At 61.9% G+C, this 18870-nt stretch carries 16 protein-coding genes; 10 read left to right on the forward strand and 6 right to left on the reverse strand.

Annotated features, from left to right (window positions below):
- Positions 1 to 176 precede the first annotated feature (176 nt).
- Positions 177 to 1082: a GGDEF domain-containing protein gene (locus ACB037_RS07385; protein WP_371175105.1), complete on the forward strand. Its 906-nt coding sequence runs from the start codon at positions 177 to 179 to the stop codon at positions 1080 to 1082.
- Between the two features lie 145 nt (positions 1083 to 1227).
- Complete coding sequence (locus ACB037_RS07390) at positions 1228 to 2391, forward strand: DUF1615 domain-containing protein (protein ID WP_371175106.1); 1164 nt, start codon at positions 1228 to 1230, stop codon at positions 2389 to 2391.
- A gap of 67 nt (positions 2392 to 2458) precedes the next feature.
- Here ACB037_RS07390 and ACB037_RS07395 read toward each other — a convergent pair whose 3' ends face one another.
- From ACB037_RS07395 to ACB037_RS07405, 3 genes are all read right to left on the reverse strand, one after another.
- On the reverse strand, positions 2459 to 2698 hold the full coding sequence (locus tag ACB037_RS07395; RefSeq protein ID WP_052224769.1) for a hypothetical protein: 240 nt from the start codon (positions 2696 to 2698) through the stop codon (positions 2459 to 2461).
- Positions 2699 to 2779: 81 nt separating this feature from the next.
- On the reverse strand, positions 2780 to 3637 hold the full coding sequence (locus ACB037_RS07400; RefSeq protein WP_371175107.1) for an NERD domain-containing protein: 858 nt from the start codon (positions 3635 to 3637) through the stop codon (positions 2780 to 2782).
- A gap of 242 nt (positions 3638 to 3879) precedes the next feature.
- On the reverse strand, positions 3880 to 4848 hold the full coding sequence (locus ACB037_RS07405; RefSeq protein WP_371175108.1) for a hypothetical protein: 969 nt from the start codon (positions 4846 to 4848) through the stop codon (positions 3880 to 3882).
- Positions 4849 to 5181: 333 nt separating this feature from the next.
- Between ACB037_RS07405 and ACB037_RS07410 the strand changes: the two genes are divergently transcribed.
- From ACB037_RS07410 to ACB037_RS07430, 5 genes are all read left to right on the forward strand, one after another.
- A complete protein-coding gene (locus tag ACB037_RS07410; protein ID WP_039040377.1) occupies positions 5182 to 5832 on the forward strand; it encodes a DedA family protein in 651 nt (216 codons plus the stop codon).
- A 245-nt stretch (positions 5833 to 6077) separates the two neighbouring features.
- Complete coding sequence (locus ACB037_RS07415; protein WP_039040376.1) at positions 6078 to 7373, forward strand: DEAD/DEAH box helicase; 1296 nt, start codon at positions 6078 to 6080, stop codon at positions 7371 to 7373.
- 114 nt (positions 7374 to 7487) lie between these two features.
- Positions 7488 to 8123, forward strand: a complete 636-nt coding sequence (locus ACB037_RS07420; RefSeq protein ID WP_045524285.1) for a DUF2913 family protein — start codon at positions 7488 to 7490, stop codon at positions 8121 to 8123.
- A 254-nt stretch (positions 8124 to 8377) separates the two neighbouring features.
- Complete coding sequence (locus tag ACB037_RS07425; protein ID WP_029314738.1) at positions 8378 to 9418, forward strand: M35 family metallo-endopeptidase; 1041 nt, start codon at positions 8378 to 8380, stop codon at positions 9416 to 9418.
- Between the two features lie 44 nt (positions 9419 to 9462).
- Positions 9463 to 9894 (forward strand): hypothetical protein, encoded by a 432-nt coding sequence (locus ACB037_RS07430; RefSeq protein ID WP_041213092.1) that lies wholly within the window; start codon positions 9463 to 9465, stop codon positions 9892 to 9894.
- Here the strand turns inward: ACB037_RS07430 and ACB037_RS07435 are convergent.
- Complete coding sequence (locus ACB037_RS07435) at positions 9891 to 10016, reverse strand: hypothetical protein (RefSeq protein ID WP_371175109.1); 126 nt, start codon at positions 10014 to 10016, stop codon at positions 9891 to 9893. The genes ACB037_RS07430 and ACB037_RS07435 overlap by 4 nt on opposite strands.
- A 630-nt stretch (positions 10017 to 10646) precedes the next feature.
- Here ACB037_RS07435 and ACB037_RS07440 point away from each other — a divergent pair.
- Genes ACB037_RS07440 through ACB037_RS07450 form a run of 3 tightly spaced genes read left to right on the forward strand, consistent with a single transcriptional unit; the run spans position 10647 to position 12892 of the window.
- Positions 10647 to 11420 (forward strand): amino acid ABC transporter substrate-binding protein, encoded by a 774-nt coding sequence (locus tag ACB037_RS07440; protein WP_042879441.1) that lies wholly within the window; start codon positions 10647 to 10649, stop codon positions 11418 to 11420.
- Positions 11421 to 11477: 57 nt separating this feature from the next.
- The gene (locus tag ACB037_RS07445; protein ID WP_174217478.1) at positions 11478 to 12134 is read left to right on the forward strand and encodes an amino acid ABC transporter permease; all 657 of its coding nucleotides are present in this window, start codon (positions 11478 to 11480) and stop codon (positions 12132 to 12134) included.
- Positions 12131 to 12892 carry an amino acid ABC transporter ATP-binding protein gene (locus tag ACB037_RS07450; protein ID WP_371175110.1) on the forward strand — a complete coding sequence of 254 codons (762 nt, stop codon included), beginning with the start codon at positions 12131 to 12133 and terminating at the stop codon, positions 12890 to 12892. The genes ACB037_RS07445 and ACB037_RS07450 overlap by 4 nt, the downstream gene beginning before the upstream one ends.
- Before the next feature lie 85 nt (positions 12893 to 12977).
- Here ACB037_RS07450 and ACB037_RS07455 read toward each other — a convergent pair whose 3' ends face one another.
- Both ACB037_RS07455 and gltB read right to left on the reverse strand, forming a co-directional pair.
- The gene (locus ACB037_RS07455) at positions 12978 to 14393 is read right to left on the reverse strand and encodes an FAD-dependent oxidoreductase (RefSeq protein WP_041214964.1); all 1416 of its coding nucleotides are present in this window, start codon (positions 14391 to 14393) and stop codon (positions 12978 to 12980) included.
- A 12-nt stretch (positions 14394 to 14405) separates the two neighbouring features.
- A complete protein-coding gene (gene gltB, locus ACB037_RS07460) occupies positions 14406 to 18863 on the reverse strand; it encodes a glutamate synthase large subunit (RefSeq protein WP_323952100.1) in 4458 nt (1485 codons plus the stop codon).
- Positions 18864 to 18870: the final 7 nt, after the last annotated feature.

Genomic DNA, 18870 nt, shown 5'->3' on the forward strand with positions numbered 1-18870 from the left:
GCGCCGTCCCCGTTGCAACAATCCCCTGACCCATATGGTGAGGGGATTGTTTTTTATGGAAAAATCGGCCCACAATATCAGTGATTTGCCACCAGGAATGCCGTCGGGGTTCGCTGGCGATGGCAGCCAACGGCTGCCATTCGGGATAGAAGACATGCGCGCTTGGAGCCCAAAACATGATGAAGACTCCCCTCAGGTTATCCGTTCACCCCGCCCGGTTCTTCTCGCTTCCTCCCTGCCGTCGTCTCGCGCTGGTGAGCCTGCCCTGTCTGCTGCTGCTGACGGGTATCCTGGGCGGGGCCAGCTTTGATCCCCTGGCGGAGCACAACCTCTATACCGTCGGGGCTCTGGCCGAAGCGCTCAACGTGCTGACCCTGCTGTTCATGTTCTGGGTGGTGCAGTGTGCCCAGATCACCTTGAAAACCTATCTCTCCCTCACCGGCGGGCTGACCCTCTGGCTCGTCTCCGGCGTCATCGATCTGATGGATGAGGCCTATTTCCAGCCCTGGTGGCTCTCCACGGTGGAAGACAGCCTGCGCACGATCGGCATGCTGGCCTCGGCCTGGGGTGTGCTGCTGATGGTGCAGCAGATGTATGGCACCCAGATGCGGCTCTCCTCCCTTGCCATGTCAGACGAGCTGACCGGGCTCTCCAATCGCCGGGCGTTTCGCGCCGTGCTGGAGGCGCACGGAGAGGAGGGGACGCCGCTCCTGCTGCTGGATCTCGATCACTTCAAGCTGATCAACGATCGCTATGGCCACGCCATCGGCGACAATGTGCTGCGTGAATTCAGCACCCTGCTGCGCCAGCTCTGCCCATTGGATGGGGTGGTGGCACGCCTTGGGGGAGAGGAGTTTGCCATCTGGCTGCCCGGCATGACGGGCGACAAGGCCCGTGCGCTGGCGGAGCAGATAAGGTGCGCGACCGAAGAGCTGGTCTCAGGTGACGGGGTAAGATTCACCGTGAGCCTTGCCCTGGGCATTAGCCAGAGCGGGGAGGGGGTGGATGCCCTGCTCCAGCGCACCGATCTCGCCCTCTATCAGGCCAAGCACCTGGGACGCAACCGGGTGGAGCTGGCGTGATGACGCCAGGGGATGCCGCAGCCAGCGGGCCAGCAGGTTCATCCGCCTTCATCTTGTCAGACTTGTTCCCTACAATGTCCGCTTCCATGCATTCGAGCCCTCTCATTCGCGATGAGGGGCAGGTCCCGCTCTTCAGGAAGCCTTCATGATCCCTTCTCACTCCTTGCTTGATGCCCATTGGCGCTGGCTGTCACTGCTTTCCCTTGCCCTGCTGTCAGGTTGTGCCAGCGAGCCTCCCGCCCCGATCAGCACGGCGACGCCGGCGGGGCGACCCACGCCTAAGGCGATGCAGCCGCAAAAACCGGCCGACATGAAGAGCCGCATCGTGCGTTTCCTGCCGCGCAACGTGGTGGACAAGCCAGGCTGGGCCAATGACGTGGTGACGGCGCTCACCACCCAGGGACTGACGGTGAGCGATCACAACGTCTGCAGCGTGCTGGCGGTGGCGGAGCAGGAGGCGACCTATCAGGCGGACCCCGTGGTGCCCAACCTCAACAAGATTGCCTGGAAGGAGATCAATGCCCGGGCCGGCAAGCTGCTGATCCCCGACTTCATGGTGCGCACGGCCCTCTCCATCCAATCCCCCACCGGCAAGAGCTATGCCGAGCGTATCGACAAACTTCGCACCGAGCGGGAGATGAGCGAGATCTTCGAAGACATGATAGGCAGCGTCCCCATGGGCAAGCAGCTCTTTGGCAACCTCAACCCGGTGCGCACCGGCGGCCCCATGCAGGTGAGCGTCGCCTTTGCCGAAGCCAACGCCCGTGGCTACCCCTATCCCGTGAAGGAGTCCATTCGCCACGAGGTGTTCACTCGTCGGGGCGGCATCTGGTTTGGCACGAAACACATCTTCGGCTATCCCGCCGACTACCCGGATACCCTCTATCGCTTCGCCGACTTCAATGCGGGCTGGTACGCGAGCCGCAATGCGGCCTTCCAGGCGGCGGTAAGCCGGGTGAGTGGCAAGCCCCTGGCCCTGGACGGGGATCTCATCCGCTACGACTCGGATCTGCCCGGCAAGACCGAACTCGCGGTCCACAGCATCGCCAGCCGCGTCAACATGAGCAAGCAAGCCATTCACCAGAGCCTGAAGCTCGGGGACAGCAACGACTTTGCCAAAAGCGATCTCTACCACAGGGTCTTCGCCCTGGCCGACAAACAGGCCGGGACACGGCAACCCCGCGCCATCTTGCCCGGTATCCAGCTAAAGAGCCCCAAGATCACCCGCAACCTCACCACCGCCTGGTTTGCCAAGCGGGTGGATGACAGGGAGCAATCTTGCGTACGGAAGATGGCGACAATTCAGTGATGAGGCGTTTGGTCAGTAAGAAATATAACAGCCGGTTGCCATGATTAATGACAACCGGCTGAAGTCATTAATAGGCTCTCCAGCGATACCCCTTGGCCTGCATACAATCGGTGATGACTTCGTTTTTTTCCTCATCAGAGATATTGTTCAGACGGATCTCGTATTTGCATTGAGACAATGCAGTGAGAGTGTCATCGTGTGACACGCCCTCTTTTCTCCATGTTGGCTGCGGGTCAGATGCGCAGGATGTCAGCAATATACTCATGCTGGCGATCACCATTGTTACCGATATTTTTTTTATGCTCATTCATCAATTCCTTTGAATAGAGGTTATCTGGGTTTGTGATTATGGCCCCATGGTTGCCAGGTCTGTACCGCGGTTATTTTTCTAGCGTGTAATTTTGAATGATGTCATCCCCCTGCATTTTGGATATCCGCTGCATCCCCAAAACTGGGTGCCTTTATGCTCCCCTCGGCTGGCGGTACGCAATACCATAGGGTTGCCACATCGGGGGCATGCAGGACTCTGCTCCGTAGGAGCAGGCAGGATGCGAGAGGAGGCAGTCGTGTTGTCAGCCAGAAGGGCTGCAGAGGGCGATTTTCGTGAGGGCGCCATGTGGCGCTCCTTTAGTTGTGCAACATGTTGTCTGTGGGTCTGCCAGTTGGGAGTCAATCGTGTTTGCTGGATGGTCTTGACCACCTGGATGATGTCGGCAGGGGTCAATACCTGTGTGGTCTTCTCCTTGATATATCGGATCAATCCACGGTTCATGACGTTGTCCGGCATTGGCGTCTTGAAAGTACAGTCGCCAATAAAGTAAATCACTGAGTGCAGTTGCTGATCCGCTAGGCCCAACAGGGCCTTCAGGGTCATGACGTGTAGATGATTTTGATGCAGCGGGTTTTGAAAACGATGCTTGCGGCGATATATCTGCTGAGTCCAGCTTTTATGGGCCGGATTGCCAAATATCCATCCTTTCATGTTTTTTGTTTCGATCACGAACAGGCCAAACCGCGAAACAATCACATGATCTATCTGGGTAGTGCCCTGAGAAATCGGCAGGGTCACATCCTTGAGCAGGTGATATTCCCGTTTGTCGAGAAAGAGCCCGAGGCAGAGATTGAGAAACCACTCCCCGACCATCCCTTTGAACCAGGGGCTTTTGACTATCGCGGCCAGCAACAGCAAGGGGAACACAAACCAGAGTTTGGTCAGCAACGGTGCCAGCAGACTGGTCACATCCATCTCATTCCTCCTTGGCTGTCGAAGCCATATCCGGCGCTACTAGCCAGTCCTGTTGGCTGGCAATGAACATGGGGCCCACTGGTGCCAGATGGAGTTGAGTGGGCGACAAAGCATGACTGTAGTGAGTGGTGTGCAGGAATGAAGAACAATCTTTATCAACTGGGCGGTACATCACGCAATTTTGGCTCCAGAGGGGCATCCACCATGGCGTACAGGCAGAGAAGGCCAATGGCGTGAGAGGGCTAAAAACTCATCGCCAGTCCGATGGAGTAGCCGCTGGTACTGTTGCTGAACATATAGCGGGCCACCAGCCGGGTGCGGGTGATGAAGATGTCGTACTTGCTGCTGTCGAGTTCGAGGCCAAGTCCCAGGGAGTTGAGGCTGTTGAAACCGAGCAGCCCCCGTTGCTGCCCCAGGTATTCGGTTCTGGCCCCTTCCAGCACGTAGCGAAGGGGCCTGTCCAGCAGGGTCCAGTGCCACAGGGGGGCGCGGCGGCGCAGGTAAAGCCCGAGGTTTTCCGCATCGGCCTGACCGCTGACGCTCTCGGCGGTGCCGGTGAAGCTTTGCAGATGCTGGTAGGAGTAGCGCAGCTCGGCATCGATGTCCTGGGCGGCGGAGAAGAGCTCATAGTCCAGCATCAATGAGCCGCCGAGGCCGTAGACATTGAGGGTGCCGCCGTCGAGGAAGTCCAGATTCTTGCCGCTCCTGTGCTCGAGCAGGGCGGCCCCGATGCGAAGGTCGCTGGCCACCGTGCCCAGGGTGACATTGGCGATGGGCCGCAGCACCAGATTGCCACCAAAGCGATCCCGGTGGACGCCGACATCCCAGCCGATGCCGCCGGTGGCGCTCAGGCTGTTCCATTTGGTGGGAATGGTGCGGGTCTCGTTGCCATCGGTGAACACGAACTGGGGATCGTAGCGGCTGTAACCCAGGGTGCCCTCCAGATAGAGGGGAACATCCTTGCTCAGGGTGGCGCCACCCCCGAGCTGGGTGATGGTGAGGGCGGAGGTGTCGTTGGTGCCGCTGCCGATATCCAGGTTGCTGGCGGTGATATCCGGTACCACGGCGTAGCTCATCAGGGAGACGACGGCGTTGGCGCGCTGTTGCACCAGGCTCTCGTCGCTGGCACGGGCCTTTGTCACAAGACCGGCAGAGACGCCGGCAAGCACCGCCAGCAAGGAAAGTGTGTGAGAAGAGAGCTGTCTTGCCATACCTGGCTCCATGAGTACCCCGTCCATTGGGGCATGTTCACACTGTAACGGGTTTCATCTGGCTTGGCAGCCTGGCAAGGGCCGACCCGTCCTGTTTTGGGGTGTGCGCATTGGCCTGATGGGCCAAGCTGCCCTCGCTTTGGCGGGGGCAGGGGGGGGACGAGAAGGGTGAACCGCTGGGCAGAAATCACAGACATTAATTTATTGTTCAGTTCCCCGGGTGTATAAGAGGCCTCCCATACGAACATTGGGGTGGTAGCAGGGATGGATTACCAGACGGGGCCTTCGGGTCATCATGACGAATGCGCATTACGTTGATGGGAGTCACACCAGATGCAGGACATGCTGCTTGCCATATGGCATCAGGATTTTGATCAGCTTATACAAATGCAGGCAATCGGTCTGCTCGTCACCTGTCTGGTGGTGATCCTCTTCCTTGAATCGAGCTTCGTCTTTCTGCCCCTGCCCGGTGACAGCCTGGTGCTGCTGGCGGGCGGTCTGGTGGGCATGGGGGTGCTGGGGCCCGAGGTGACCTTGCTCTATCTGCCGCTCGCGGCCGGGATAGGGAGCGTGCTCGCCTACTGGCAGGGGCAGGCACTGCATGGCACCCGTTTCATGGGCCATGTGGAGCGAATGATCCCGGAAGGGAGCCTGCCCAGGGCCTCCCGACTGCTGGATCGTTACGGCTTCTGGGCCATGTTCGTGTCCCGTTTCATCCCCTTCGTGAGAGTGTTGACCCCCATGTTGATGGGAGTCTCCCGCCTGCACCTGCTGCGGGTGGCCGTGGCGAGTTTTGCCAGCGCCTTCCTCTGGTCCCTGGTGCTGAGCATGGCCGGCAAGATGGTGATGGCGACCCCGGTCTTTGCCCATCATCAGGAGCTGCTGACCAAGTGCCTGCTCGTCACCTCTTTCGGGCTGTTCGTCATCGCGGTGGCGGCCATCGGCATGCGGCTGCTCAAGCGTCCGAGCAAGCGGGTGCGCTGATCTCACTGCCCGGGCTGCGCCTGCTGCCGCGTCTGGAGAGCGCAGCCCCCGGAAAAATACAGGCCATTTGAGGCGGCATTCCTGTCGCCTATCTGTTACACTTCGCGCCCGCCATTTTCCGGCTCATCTTCTGATCTGGTGTCAGACCCAGCCGTCCTTGGCTCCACGCCTCGCCGATGCCAGGCCACACGCCGGCCCAGGCCACCCACGCCAACTACAGCTCCGCTGGAACACAGGAACCCAACATGAGATTTGAATCGTTCGATTTTGCCCCCGAGATTTTGCGCGCCATCTCAGATTGCGGTTATCAGGAGATGACCCCTGTGCAGAGCCAGGCCATCCCGGCCATTCGCCGTGGCCGCGATGTGCTGGCCAGTGCCCAGACCGGTACCGGCAAGACCGCCGCCTTTGCGTTGCCCATCCTGCAACGCATGGTAGACAACCCGGCACCGGTGCAGCCTTCCAATGCCCGCGTGCTGATCCTGACCCCGACCCGCGAGCTGGCGGCCCAGGTGGCGAGCAATATCAACGATTTCGCCAAGTATCTTGATATCACTACCCTCACCATCGTGGGTGGCGGCAAACAGGATGTGCAGGCCAAGAAGCTCAAAGCGGGCGCACACATCATAGTGGCCACCCCTGGCCGCCTGCTCGAGCACCTCACCGCCTGCAACCTGAGCCTCTCCGGGGTCGAGACTCTGGTGCTGGACGAGGCGGATCGCATCCTCGACATGGGCTTTAGCGCCGATGTGCAGCAGATCCTGCAGGCGGTCAACAAGACCCGCCAGAACCTGCTCTTCTCCGCCACCTTCTCCGAGGCGGTGAAAAAGCTGGCCAACCTCATGCTGGACAAACCCCAGGTGGTGGCCGTCGACAAGCAGAACTCCACTGCCGACACAGTGAGCCACACCGTTTATCCGGTGGAACAGAAGCGCAAACGCGAGCTGCTCTCCGAGCTTATCGGCAAGCAGAACTGGCAGCAGGTGCTGGTGTTTGCCAGCACCCGCGAGAGCTGCGATGAACTGGTGGAGGAGCTCAACCTCGACGGCATCAAGTCTGCCGTGGTGCACGGTGACAAGGCCCAGGGGAGCCGTCGCCGCGCCTTGCGTGAATTCACCGAAGGCAAGCTGCGGGTGCTGGTGGCCACCGAGGTGGCCGCTCGCGGCCTGGACATTCCGAGCCTGGAATACGTGGTCAACTATGATCTGCCGTTCCTCGCGGAAGATTACGTACACCGTATCGGCCGAACCGGTCGCGCTGGCAAGAGTGGCATGGCCATCTCCTTCGTCAGTCGCGAAGAGGAGCGTACCCTGCTGGAGATCGAGGCCCTCATCGGCCAGAAGATCCGCCGCATCATGGTGCCGGGTTACGAGGTGAGCAGCCGTGACGACCTCATCAAGCAGTTGCAGGAGCGCCGCCGCTTCGGCAAACGCCCGCAGCGTGAAGACAATGCCGCCGCCCAGGCCATGGCCGAGGCGAAACTGCAAGGCCAGCGCCTCAAGCGTCTGGCGGCGGCCAAGAAGCCCCGTCAGCCGAAATAAGGCAACGTCGCACCCTCCCGGTCGGGGAGGGGCGTTTACTCTCCAAAGGCGCCACTGGCGCCTTTGTGCTGTCGATGACGCGGCCCCTGGCCGCCCCGTTTCAGAGGATCCGAGATGACCCTTCCTGCTTACAATCAGGCCCTGCTCGAGATGGCCCGCCAGAGCCTGGCGGAGCTGGAGCGCACCGCCGCCCAGAAGACGGGCAAACGCACCCCCGCTCAGGAGAGCCACTTTCTCTGTACCTGGATGGCGGATTCTCTCAAGGAAAAACGCTTCTCCCGGCTGGTGATGGAGGATCTCAAGACCTGGGTGCAACTGGGGCGGACGCTGGGGGCGGGGGCCGATCTCAAGGGGCTGCTTGAGCGGGTGCAGCGCCAGTATGAGCGTGCCATGCATGAGCCGGTACAGCTGGGGGCGCGCCTGGCCGATCTGCTTTTGGCGCTGGAGGGGGCGGGCTGGCTGGTGTTCACCGACAGCGAACTGAACACCCGGCAGCGGCTGCTGAGCCAGGGGCAATCCAGCCTGATCATCTCGGCCAGCGAGTATCAGGGCCATATCGAGGGGGGTGAGCTGGTCAAGCCCCTCACCCTCTATGTGCGCGGGGACGAGCAGGTACTGGCCGAGGCGGCATTTGCCCGGGGCCTGCTGCTGAGCCAGGGCAACAAGAAAACCACCCTGGTCAAGCACCACAAGGCCTATCGGCTGATGCCGGGTAACGCGCAGCCGGCCCTGGCGCTGCTGGCCTCCTGATCCCGCCTTCTCATCCCGTCACCCGGCCCTGCGCCGGGTTTTTTTATGGCAAATGCCCCCCACGGGGTTGCCTGCACGCCCGGGGCCGGGCGGGCAATCTTTGTCGCAGCCAAGGGGCTCCCCCTCTGATGGGGGGCGTCCCCCATATGGAGGGATGGTGGGGTGGTGCTTCTGCTCTAGGGTGGATGGGCCCCAAAGAGGGCCTTAAAGGAAGCAGACCGCCTGACAAGGCGACACTCAATGAATGAGGAAACATGATGAAAGCGACTCCAATTGCCCTGTTGCTGGCCGGCGTGCTGGCGTCCCCGCTCTGCGCCGCCGGACTCGATGCCCGGCTCACCCTGGTGGAGGGCAGCACAGACGATGTGCGCGTCAACCTGACCTTGACCAACACCGGGGAGAAGCCGGTTCGTCTGCTCAAATGGCAACTGCCGGGCAGCGAGGATGCTCCCCTGTTCCAGGTGGAGCGTGACGGCCAGCCGGTGGATTACGAAGGGGCCCTGATCAAGCGGGCCGCCCCGAGTGACAAGGACTACCAACTGCTCAAGGCGGGCCAGAGCCTGACAGTGCAGGCGGAGGTCTCCGGTCTCTACGACATGAGCGCCCAGGGCCAGTACAGCATCCGTTACCTGCTGCCGACCGTGGCGCAGGAGGGGAAAGCGGCCAAGGCCAAACAGGCCCAGGCGAGCGAGTCCAATGCCGTGACCCTCTGGGTGGACGGGGTGAGCGACGATCGGGTGCTGGCCAAGGCGGCGGTGGCCGAGCCCCAGGCGGTGAGCGCCTCGGTCAGCTTCAGCGGCCGTTGCACCAACACCCAGAAGAGCGACATCCTGGCGGCGCTCGATGCCGCGAGTGGCATCGCCAACAACTCCAGCAGCTACCTCGCGGTGGACAAGCCGAATGGGCAGCGCTACCGGAGCTGGTTTGGCGCCTATGACGCCACCCGCTGGAACCAGGCCGAGACCAACTTCAGCAAGATCAAGGATGCCATCGACAACAAGCCGCTCACCTTCGACTGCGGTTGCAAGCAGAGTTACTTTGCCTATGTCTATCCGGACCAGCCCTACAAGGTCTATCTGTGCAAGAGCTTCTGGACTGCGCCGGTCACCGGGACCGATTCCCGCGCCGGCACCATTGTCCACGAGCTGAGCCACTTCAACGTGGTGGCGGGCACCGACGATCTGGGATACGGTCAGGCCAATGCGCGCAATCTGGCGAGCACGGATCCCCAGAAGGCCCTGAACAATGCCGACAACCACGAATATTTCGCCGAGAATACCCCGAGCGAAAATTGAGTTGCAAACAGGGGCCGGATGGCCCCTTTTTTGACGGAGGCACCATGATGACACTCTTGCTCACCACCCTGGCACTGGCGCCCTTGCAGTGCGAGCTGTCGGTCAGCGCAGAGAGCGGGGTGAACGAACCCCTGCCCCTGGTGATGACCCTGACCAACCGGGGGGAGACGCCCCTCGAGGTATTGACCTGGTTCACCCCCTTCGAGGGGTGGTTTGCCGATGCCATCGACCTGACCCGCGATGGGCAGCCGCTGGACTATCGAGGGCCGCTTGCCAAGCGAGGTACCCCCGGGGACGGCGACTTCCTGCACCTGGGGGCGGGGGAGCAGAGCCAGGCCGATGCGGATCTGGCGCAGGCCTACGATCTGTCCCAACCGGGCCGCTACCGGCTCAGCTATCGTGCCCAGCCCCTGACGCTGACCAAGGGCGTGGCGCCCAGCTGCCCCGCCATCGACTTTACCCGGGTGGCCCCCTAGGCGATCTGCGGCTTGCCCTTGGTATCCAGCAGCCCGACGGCGCGGAGGGCCCCCGCCAGACCGGGTGACGATTGGCTTTCCCGCCAGAAGCAGTGCACCAGCGTGATCACATGGTCATCCATGGGTGTCGTCTTTATCCGGATGGCACAGGCGGAGCAGGAACCGGCGTTTGCGACCTCGCTGGTACCGGTGGGTAAGTGGGGGGCGGAGCGAGGGGCGGGTCAACTTCGTCGAGATCCATCGGCGCTACCCGGCGACCGGGCCCTGGAATGTCGACATCGTCCGCCTGCCGGAGCAGGGCGGGAGGTGGTGACCGAAGGGGTGATCACTGACGGTGACGTCAAGGCGCGCGCCATCGCGCCTTTACCTTCCACGTGGTGCGTGGCAATCCCATTTGCCATCAGACTGAATTTTGGCCCGATTGATACGTTATGTCGTGATTGGGCCACTGCCATCCCGCGGGAGCTGCAACCCGCCTGATATGGTTTCCGCTGACGGATCGCCGCCAGCGGGGCAATTCCTCGGCCAGCCCGGCCATTATTTATTCGTTATCCATTATTTCGCTAAATATCCCCGTATTTCATGGTTGGGTCATGCCATGAGCCACGTTATGTTTCATCCATACCGCCAGCAAGCACTATGAAGGTTATCTCTGCCGATAATTAATTTAAATTAAACATGATAACCGGCTGGTTTTATTTTGTGGTGGTTGGCAAGCGCTCTGGATGTTCATAAATATAACGAGGTGAATAATGAAAAAACGGCACTCCCTGTTTTTAATGGCGGCACTTCCGCTGGCACTCATGACATCGGTACAGGCACAGTCAAGCCTGGCCGAGATCCAGCGGGCCGGAGTGATCAAGATCGGCACCGAAGGGACCTATCCCCCCTTCACCTACCACGACAAGAGCGGCAAGCTGGTGGGCTTTGACGTGGAGATCGGCGAGCTGATTGCAAGCGGTCTGGGCGTGAAGCCGCAGTTCGTCGAGGGCAAGTGGGACGGGCTCATCGCCGGGGTGGACGCCAAGCGCTACGACCTGGTGCTCAATGAAGTGGCCATCACCCCTGAACGGCTGAAAAAATATGATTTTTCAGATCCCTACATCACCTCCAAGGCGGTGATTGTGGTGCACAGCGACAACCAAAGCATCAAGAGTTTTGCCGATCTGAAGGGCAAGAAATCCTCCCAGTCCCTGACCAGCAACTTCGCCCAGCTGGCGAAATCATCGGGCGCCGAGGTGGTGGCCACCGAGGGATTCAACCAGTCACTCGAACTGGTGCTGACCGGGCGGGTGGATGCTACCATCAACGACAGCCTCTCCTTCCTCGACTTCAAGAAACAGAAGCCGGACGCCAAATTGAAGGTGGCGGCCAGCGAGGCCAAGGGGGATCAATCTGCCGCCCTGCTCGCCAAGGGGCAACCCGAGTTGCTGGCTGCCATCAATCAGGCGCTGCGCAATGCCAAGCAGGATGGCGCATATCAGAAAATATCGCAGAAATATTTCGGCACCGACGTCTCGCAATAATATCGTGGCAATATAATAACAACTGAGGATATTAACGTGCCGGCCTGGTTGCAGTTAATGATCGACTCTTTTTGGCCCCTGCTCAGTGCGGGGCTTATTTTTACCGTGCCACTCACTCTGATTACCTTCGTGCTGGGAATCGTGCTCGGCTTGTCGGTGGCGCTGGCCAGATTATATGGTCCGGCTCCGCTGGTGATGCTGGTCCGCTTCTATGTCTGGCTTATTCGGGGCACGCCCCTGCTGGTGCAGCTGTTTCTGATCTTTTACGGTCTGCCGAGCGCCGGTATCGTGCTGGACGCCTTCACCGCCGCCGTCATCGGTTTCACCCTCAACATCGGTGCCTACAGCTCGGAGATCATTCGTGCCACCCTGGCGGCCATCCCCAAGGGGCAGTGGGAGGCAGCCTACTCCATCGGCATGAACTGGCCCCAGGTCATGTGGCGGGTGATCCTGCCGCAGGCGGCGCGCATCGCGGTGCCACCGCTCTCCAACACCTTCATTTCCCTGGTCAAAGACACGTCGCTGGCGGCGGCGGTGACCGTGCCCGAGCTGTTTCAGGCGGCCCAGCGCCTCGCCTCCGTCACCTATGAGCCGCTCATCCTCTATATCGAGACGGCCCTCATCTACCTGATGTTCAGCTCGGTGCTTTCCACCCTGCAAGACAGGCTGGAGCAGCGACTGGCTCACAAAGAGACCCGGGAGGTCGCCCTATGATCCGCTTGAGTGGCATCGAGAAACAGTTTGCGGGGCAGCGCGTGTTGAAAGGGGTGGGGCTGGCGATGGCCGCGGGCAGCGTCACCGCCCTGATCGGTCCCTCCGGCAGCGGCAAGAGTACCTTGCTGCGCTGCGTGAACCTGCTGGAGCGACCCGATGCAGGCCAGCTGGTGCTGGGGGGCAGCGAGCTCGACTTTACCCGGCATCTGTCACGGCAAAGCGTGCTGGCCCTGCGCCAGCAGACCGGCATGGTGTTCCAGAATTTCCAGTTGTTCCCGCACATGACGGTGCTGGAGAACGTGATGGAAGGGTTGGTCACCGTGTTGAAGTGGCCCAGGGAGAGGGCAGTGGCGCGCGCCCTGCAACTGCTCGACAAGGTGGGGCTCAGGCACAAGGCCGAGGCAGTGCCTGCCACCCTCTCCGGCGGTCAGCAGCAGCGGGTCGCCATTGCCCGGGCGCTGGCGCCATCCCCCAAGGTGCTGCTCTGTGACGAGCCTACCTCGGCGCTGGATCCCGAGCTTGCCCAGGAGGTGGTGGCCGTGCTGCGCCAGCTGGCCAGTGAGGGGACCACCATGCTGATCGCCACCCATGACTTGCGCCTTGCAGCCCAGATTGCGCAGCAGGTGATCTTCCAGGAGGCCGGGGAGGTGGTGGAGGCGGGTAGTGCGCGTCAGATGTTCACCACCCCCAAGCGGGCGCGTACCTTCGAATACATCTCCACCCTCACCGAGCGGCTGCCGGAGAGCTGGAGCATCTAGCTGGTTCTGGCGGATTGAGAGCGAGATAAAAAACAGCCCCGCACGAGCGGGGCTGTTTGCATGGCTGCTTGGTTATGGCGGCAGATCACACGGCCAGGTAGTCCATGATCCCTTCGGCCGCCTTGCGACCCTCATAGATGGCGGTCACCACCAGATCAGAGCCGCGCACCGCGTCACCACCGGCGAACACCTTGGGGTTGCTGGTCTGGAAGGCGTACTCGGCCTTCTCGGGCGCCTTGATGCGATCCCGGCCGTCGAGCTCGACGCCGTGCTCTGCCATCCAGGGCTGGGGGTTGGGCTGGAAGCCGAACGCCATCACCACCGCATCGGCGGGCAGCACCTGCTCGGAGCCTTCAATTACCACAGGATTGCGGCGGCCATTGGCATCGGGGGCGCCGAGCTCGGTGCTCACCACCTTGATGCCGCAGGTGCGGCCGTGGGCGTCCAGCTCCACGCCGATGGGCTGGAGGTTGAACATGAATTCCACCCCTTCCTCCTGGGCGTTTTTCACCTCCCGCTTGGAGCCCGGCATGTTCTCGGCATCCCGGCGGTAGGCGCAGATCACCCGATCGGCCCCCTGGCGGATGGCGGTGCGCACGCAGTCCATGGCGGTGTCGCCGCCCCCCAGCACCACTACCTGCTTGCCGGCGAAGTCGATGTAATCGGCTTGCGCCTTCTCAAAGCCCAGCAAGCGATTGGCGTTGGAGATGAGGTAGGGCAGGGCGTCGTAGACCCCCGGCGCCTCTTCGTTGGCAAAGCCGCCCTTCATGTACTTGTAGGTGCCGACCCCGAGGAAGACCGCATCGAACTCGCCGAGCAGGTCGGCGAAGGTGACGTCACGGCCCACTTCGGTCTCGAGGCGAAACTCCACCCCCATCCCCTCGAAGATCTCGCGGCGGCGCTGCATCACCTCTTTCTCCAGCTTGAAGGAGGGGATACCGAAGGTGAGCAGGCCACCTATCTCCGGGTACTTGTCGAACACCACAGGCGTCACGCCATTGCGTGCCAGCACGTCGGCACAGGCAAGGCCCGCGGGGCCCGCGCCAATGACGGCGACCCGCTTGTCGGTCTTGACCACCTTGGAGAGATCCGGGCGCCAGCCCATCTCGAACGCCTTGTCGGTGATGTATTTTTCGATGTTGCCGATGGTCACGGCGCCGAATCTGTCGTTGAGGGTGCAAGCACCCTCACACAGTCTGTCTTGCGGGCAAACGCGGCCACATACCTCCGGCAGGCTGTTGGTCTGGTGGGAGAGCTCCACCGCCTCCAGGATGCGTCCCTCGTTGGCCAGCTTCAGCCAGTTGGGGATGTAGTTGTGTACCGGGCACTTCCACTCGCAATAGGGGTTGCCGCAGTCGAGGCAGCGATCCGCCTGCATGCCGACCTGGGCCTGGTTGAAGGGCTCGTAGATCTCCACGAACTGGATCTTGCGGATCTTGAGCGGCTTCTTGGGCGGGTCGACCCGCTGGACATCGATAAACTGGAATACGTTCTGGCTCATAGGGTTCCCTCCTTATTGCGCCTGGATTCTGAGTTCTGCACTGGAACGGCTGGTGTGGCCAAGCAGCGATTTGACGTCACTGGACTTGGGTTTGATCAGCCTGAACTTGGGCACATAGGAGTCGAAGTTGGCCAGGATCTCCTCGGCACGCGAGCTGCCTGTCTCGTTGAGGTGCGCCGTGATGATACCGCGCAGGTGCTCCTGGTGGATGGCCAGATCCGCCACCTCCAGCAGTTCGACCAGCTCGGGGTTGGTGCGCTTGGCAAAGTTGCCGCACTCGTCGAGCACGTAGGCGAAACCGCCTGTCATGCCCGCCGCGAAGTTGACACCGGTCTTGCCGAGCACGGTGACGATGCCGCCTGTCATGTATTCACAGCCGTTGTCGCCAATCCCCTCGACCACCGCCAAGGCCCCTGAGTTGCGCACCGCGAACCGCTCGCCGGCGGTCCCTGCGGCATAGAGCTTGCCGCCGGTGGCGCCATAGAGGCAGGTGTTGCCGATGATGGCCGCCTCGTGGGATTTGAACGCCACGCCGACGTGGGGTTTGATCACCAGCTTGCCGCCGGTCATCCCCTTGCCCACGTAGTCGTTGGCATCCCCGGTGAGGATCATCTCAAGGCCACCGGCGTTCCAGACGCCGAAGCTCTGGCCGGCGGTGCCGTTGAAGTGCACCTTGACCGGATCGGCCGCCATGCCCTGGTTGCCGTGGCGCTTGACGATTTCGCCGGACAGACGCGCACCCACGGAGCGGTCGGTGTTGCGGATGTCGTAGCGGAACTCGCCGCCACTCATGTTTTCCACCGCGTCCAGCAGGTCTTCCACCATCTTGAGGTTCAAGGGCCCCTTGTCGAAGGTGGGGTTGTGCTGCTGGCTGAACAGACTGGAGCCTGCCGGTGCAACCGGGGCCGCCAGGATGCCGGACAAGTCCAGCTTGGCTTGACGGGCGGTGAGGCCGGGCAGGGCTTCCAGCAGGTCGGTACGACCGATGAGGTCGGTGAGCTGGGTGACGCCAAGCTCGGCCATCAGCTCGCGCGTCTCCTCGGCGATGAACTTGAAGTAGTTCATCACCATTTCCGGCAGGCCGGTGAAGTGTTCGCGGCGCAGCTTCTCATCCTGGGTGGCGACGCCGGTGGCGCAGTTGTTCAGGTGGCAGATACGCAGGTATTTGCAACCGAGTGCCACCATGGGGCCGGTACCGAAACCGAAGCTCTCGGCGCCGAGGATGGCCGCCTTGATGATGTCGAGACCGGTCTTGAGACCGCCATCCACCTGCAGACGCACCTTGTGGCGCAGGCCGTTGGCCACCAGCGCCTGCTGGGTTTCGGCCAGGCCCAGCTCCCAGGGGGAGCCGGCGTATTTGACCGAGGTGAGCGGGCTTGCGCCGGTGCCGCCGTCGTAGCCAGAGACGGTGATGAAGTCCGCATAAGCCTTGGCCACGCCACAGGCGATGGTGCCGACGCCAGGTTCGGACACCAGTTTCACCGACACCAGGCAGTTCGGGTTGATCTGCTTGATGTCGAAGATGAGCTGGGCCAGATCCTCGATGGAGTAGATGTCGTGGTGCGGCGGCGGGGAGATCAGGGTCACGCCGGGCACGGAGTAGCGCAGCTGGGCGATTTGCGCGGTGACCTTGTCTCCGGGCAGCTGGCCACCTTCGCCGGGCTTGGCGCCCTGGGCGACTTTTATCTGCACCACGTCCGCGTTCATCAGGTAGTGCGGGGTGACGCCAAAGCGACCGGAAGCCACCTGTTTGATGCGAGAGTTCTTCTCGGTACCAAAACGCTTGGGATCTTCACCGCCTTCGCCGGAGTTGCTCTGACCGCCGAGGCGGTTCATGGCGATGGCCAGGGCCTCGTGGGCTTCAGGGCCGAGGGCGCCGATGGACATGGCCGCGGAGTCGAAGCGGGGGAACAGCCTGGCGGCTGGCTCCACCTGATCCAGCGCAACCGGGGTGGTGCCCTGTTTGATCGACAGCAGATCCCGCAGGGTGGCGACCGGCCGCTCGTTCACCAGACGGGCATACTCCTTGTAATCGGCATAGTTGCCGGAGCGCACCGCCACTTGCAGGGTCTGCACCACGTCCGGGTTGTAGGTGTGGTACTCGCCACCGTGGACGAACTTCAAGAGGCCGCCCTGGGTCAGCGGCTTGCGGCCGAGCCAGGCCAGACGGGACAGATTGATCTGATCCTGCTGGATGTCGGCAAAGTCGGCACCCTGGATGCGGCTCGATACGCCGCGGAAGCAGAGTTCGACCACGGCCCTGGAGAGGCCGACGGCTTCGAACAGCTGGGAGCAGCGGTAGCTTGCCACCGTGCTGATGCCCATCTTGGACATCACCTTGTAGAGGCCCTTGTTGATGCCGTTGCGGTAGTTGAGCATGGCCTGGCGCAGGCTCATCTTGAGCACGCCCTCTTCTACCTGCTTGGCGAGGGTCTCGTAGGCGAGATAGGGGTAGATGGCGGTGGCGCCAAAGCCCAGCAGCACGGCGAAGTGGTGCGGGTCGCGCACGCTCGCGGTCTCCACCAGAATATTGGCGTCGCAGCGCAGGTTGTTGTCCACCAGGGTACGCTGCACCGCCCCCACCGCCATGGCGGCCGGGATGGGCAGGGTATCCGGGCTGATGTCCCGGTCTGACAATACCAGCAGCACCGCGCCGCTGCGGGCCGCTTCAGCGGCCTCGTGGCAGAGGCGCTCAAGGGCAGCCTGCAGCCCCTCTTCGGGCTGGTAGTTGAGGCTCAGCACCGCGTGGCGGTAGTGCTCCCCTTCCAGGGCCAGCAATTGATGGAAGTCGGAGTAGAGCAGGATCGGCGACTGGAACAGCACCCGGTGGGCGTGACCGAAGGTCTCGTTGAACACGTTCTGTTCGCGGCCGATACAGGTGGCCAGGGACATGACGTGATTTTCCCGCAGGGGATCGATGGGCGGGTTGGTCACCTGGGCGAACATCTGGCGGAAGTAGTCGTACAGGGTTCGCTGGCTGGAGGAGAGCACCGCCATCGGTGTGTCATCCCCCATGGAGCCCACCGCCTCCTGGCCATTCTCGCCGAGTACGCGGATCACCTGATCCAGCTCTTCAAAGGAGTAGCCGAACAGCTTCTGGTAAGTCTTGAGCCGGTCATCCGGGAATTCGCGCGATCCCGTGCTGGCATCGTCCATCTGCTCGAAGGGCACCAGGCGCTTGCAGTGCTTGTCCATCCACTGCTTGTAGGTGTGACGGCTCTTGAGATCGTCATCAATTTCGAAGCTGGTCCAGATCTTGCCGTTGCTGGTATCGACCACGAACAGCTCCCCCGGGCCGACACGGCCCTTCTCCAGCACTTCGTCCGGGGTGTAGTCCCAGGTGCCCACTTCGGAGGCCAGCGTGATGAACTTGTCCTTGGTGATGACGTAACGTGCCGGACGCAGACCGTTTCTGTCGAGTGCGCAGGTGGCGTAGCGACCGTCGGTCATGACGATGCCGGCCGGGCCGTCCCAGGGCTCCATGTGCATGGAGTTGAAGTCGTAGAAGGCGCGCAGGTCGTCATCCATGTTCGGGTGCTTCTGCCACGCAGGCGGGATCAGCAGGCGCATGGCACGGAACAGGTCCATGCCGCCGGCCAGGAAGAGATCCAGCATGTTGTCGAGGCTGGAGGAGTCCGACCCCGTGGTGTTGACGAAGGGGGCGGCCTCTTGCAGATCCGGGATCAGCGGGGTGGCGAACTTGTAGCTGCGCGCCTTGGCCCACTGGCGGTTGCCGGCAATGGTGTTGATCTCGCCGTTGTGGGCGAGGTAGCGGAACGGCTGCGCCAGCGGCCAGCGCGGGCTGGTGTTGGTGGAGAAACGCTGGTGGAACACGCAGATGGCGGCCTGCATGCGGATGTCGGCCAGATCCAGATAGAAGCGCGGCAAATCCACCGGCATGCACAGTCCCTTGTAGACGGTGACCAGGTTGGAAAGGCTGACCACATAGAAGTAGTCGTCGCTGATGCGCTTCTCGATGCGGCGGCGCACGATATAGAGGCGGCGCTCGAGATCCTTGTCGACCCAGCCCGGGGGCGCGTTGACAAAGACCTGTTCAATGCTGGGCAGGGACGCCTTGGCGATGGAACCGAGTACGTTGGTATCGATGGGCACCTTGCGCCAGCCGACCAGACTCAGGGTCTCTCTTTCCAGCTCCTCGTCGATGATGTCGCGAGTGGCCTGGGCCAGGATGGGATCGGGGTTGAGGAACAGCATGCCGACCGCGTAGTTGCGGCCCAGGTGCCATCCCTTCTCTTCGGCGACCGCTCTAAAGAAGCTGTCGGGTTTTTGCAGCAACAGGCCGCAGCCGTCGCCGGTCTTGCCATCGGCGGAGATACCGCCGCGGTGCTGCATGCGAGCCAAGGCTGACATCGCGAGACGGACAAGCTTGTGGCTGGCTTCCCCTTCCATGTGGGCCAACAGGCCGAAGCCACAGTTATCCCTCTCCAGCTTTGGATCATATAGTGACATTGCATTT

It is taken from the genome of Aeromonas sp. S19(2024), from assembly GCF_041402625.1.
Lineage (GTDB): Bacteria > Pseudomonadota > Gammaproteobacteria > Enterobacterales > Aeromonadaceae > Aeromonas > Aeromonas caviae.

What these genes read in the sequence shown, in the direction of transcription:
- ACB037_RS07385 (WP_371175105.1), top strand. Translation starts at nt 177, where the DNA reads ATGATGAAGACTCCCCTCAGGTTATCCGTTCACCCCGCCCGGTTCTTC.
- ACB037_RS07390 (WP_371175106.1), top strand. Translation starts at nt 1,228, where the DNA reads ATGATCCCTTCTCACTCCTTGCTTGATGCCCATTGGCGCTGGCTGTCA.
- ACB037_RS07395 (WP_052224769.1), bottom strand. Translation starts at nt 2,698, where the DNA reads ATGAGCATAAAAAAAATATCGGTAACAATGGTGATCGCCAGCATGAGT.
- ACB037_RS07400 (WP_371175107.1), bottom strand. Translation starts at nt 3,637, where the DNA reads ATGGATGTGACCAGTCTGCTGGCACCGTTGCTGACCAAACTCTGGTTT.
- ACB037_RS07405 (WP_371175108.1), bottom strand. Translation starts at nt 4,848, where the DNA reads ATGGCAAGACAGCTCTCTTCTCACACACTTTCCTTGCTGGCGGTGCTT.
- ACB037_RS07410 (WP_039040377.1), top strand. Translation starts at nt 5,182, where the DNA reads ATGCAGGACATGCTGCTTGCCATATGGCATCAGGATTTTGATCAGCTT.
- ACB037_RS07415 (WP_039040376.1), top strand. Translation starts at nt 6,078, where the DNA reads ATGAGATTTGAATCGTTCGATTTTGCCCCCGAGATTTTGCGCGCCATC.
- ACB037_RS07420 (WP_045524285.1), top strand. Translation starts at nt 7,488, where the DNA reads ATGACCCTTCCTGCTTACAATCAGGCCCTGCTCGAGATGGCCCGCCAG.
- ACB037_RS07425 (WP_029314738.1), top strand. Translation starts at nt 8,378, where the DNA reads ATGATGAAAGCGACTCCAATTGCCCTGTTGCTGGCCGGCGTGCTGGCG.
- ACB037_RS07430 (WP_041213092.1), top strand. Translation starts at nt 9,463, where the DNA reads ATGATGACACTCTTGCTCACCACCCTGGCACTGGCGCCCTTGCAGTGC.
- ACB037_RS07435 (WP_371175109.1), bottom strand. Translation starts at nt 10,016, where the DNA reads ATGGATGACCATGTGATCACGCTGGTGCACTGCTTCTGGCGGGAAAGC.
- ACB037_RS07440 (WP_042879441.1), top strand. Translation starts at nt 10,647, where the DNA reads ATGAAAAAACGGCACTCCCTGTTTTTAATGGCGGCACTTCCGCTGGCA.
- ACB037_RS07445 (WP_174217478.1), top strand. Translation starts at nt 11,478, where the DNA reads ATGATCGACTCTTTTTGGCCCCTGCTCAGTGCGGGGCTTATTTTTACC.
- ACB037_RS07450 (WP_371175110.1), top strand. Translation starts at nt 12,131, where the DNA reads ATGATCCGCTTGAGTGGCATCGAGAAACAGTTTGCGGGGCAGCGCGTG.
- ACB037_RS07455 (WP_041214964.1), bottom strand. Translation starts at nt 14,393, where the DNA reads ATGAGCCAGAACGTATTCCAGTTTATCGATGTCCAGCGGGTCGACCCG.
- gltB (WP_323952100.1), bottom strand. Translation starts at nt 18,863, where the DNA reads ATGTCACTATATGATCCAAAGCTGGAGAGGGATAACTGTGGCTTCGGC.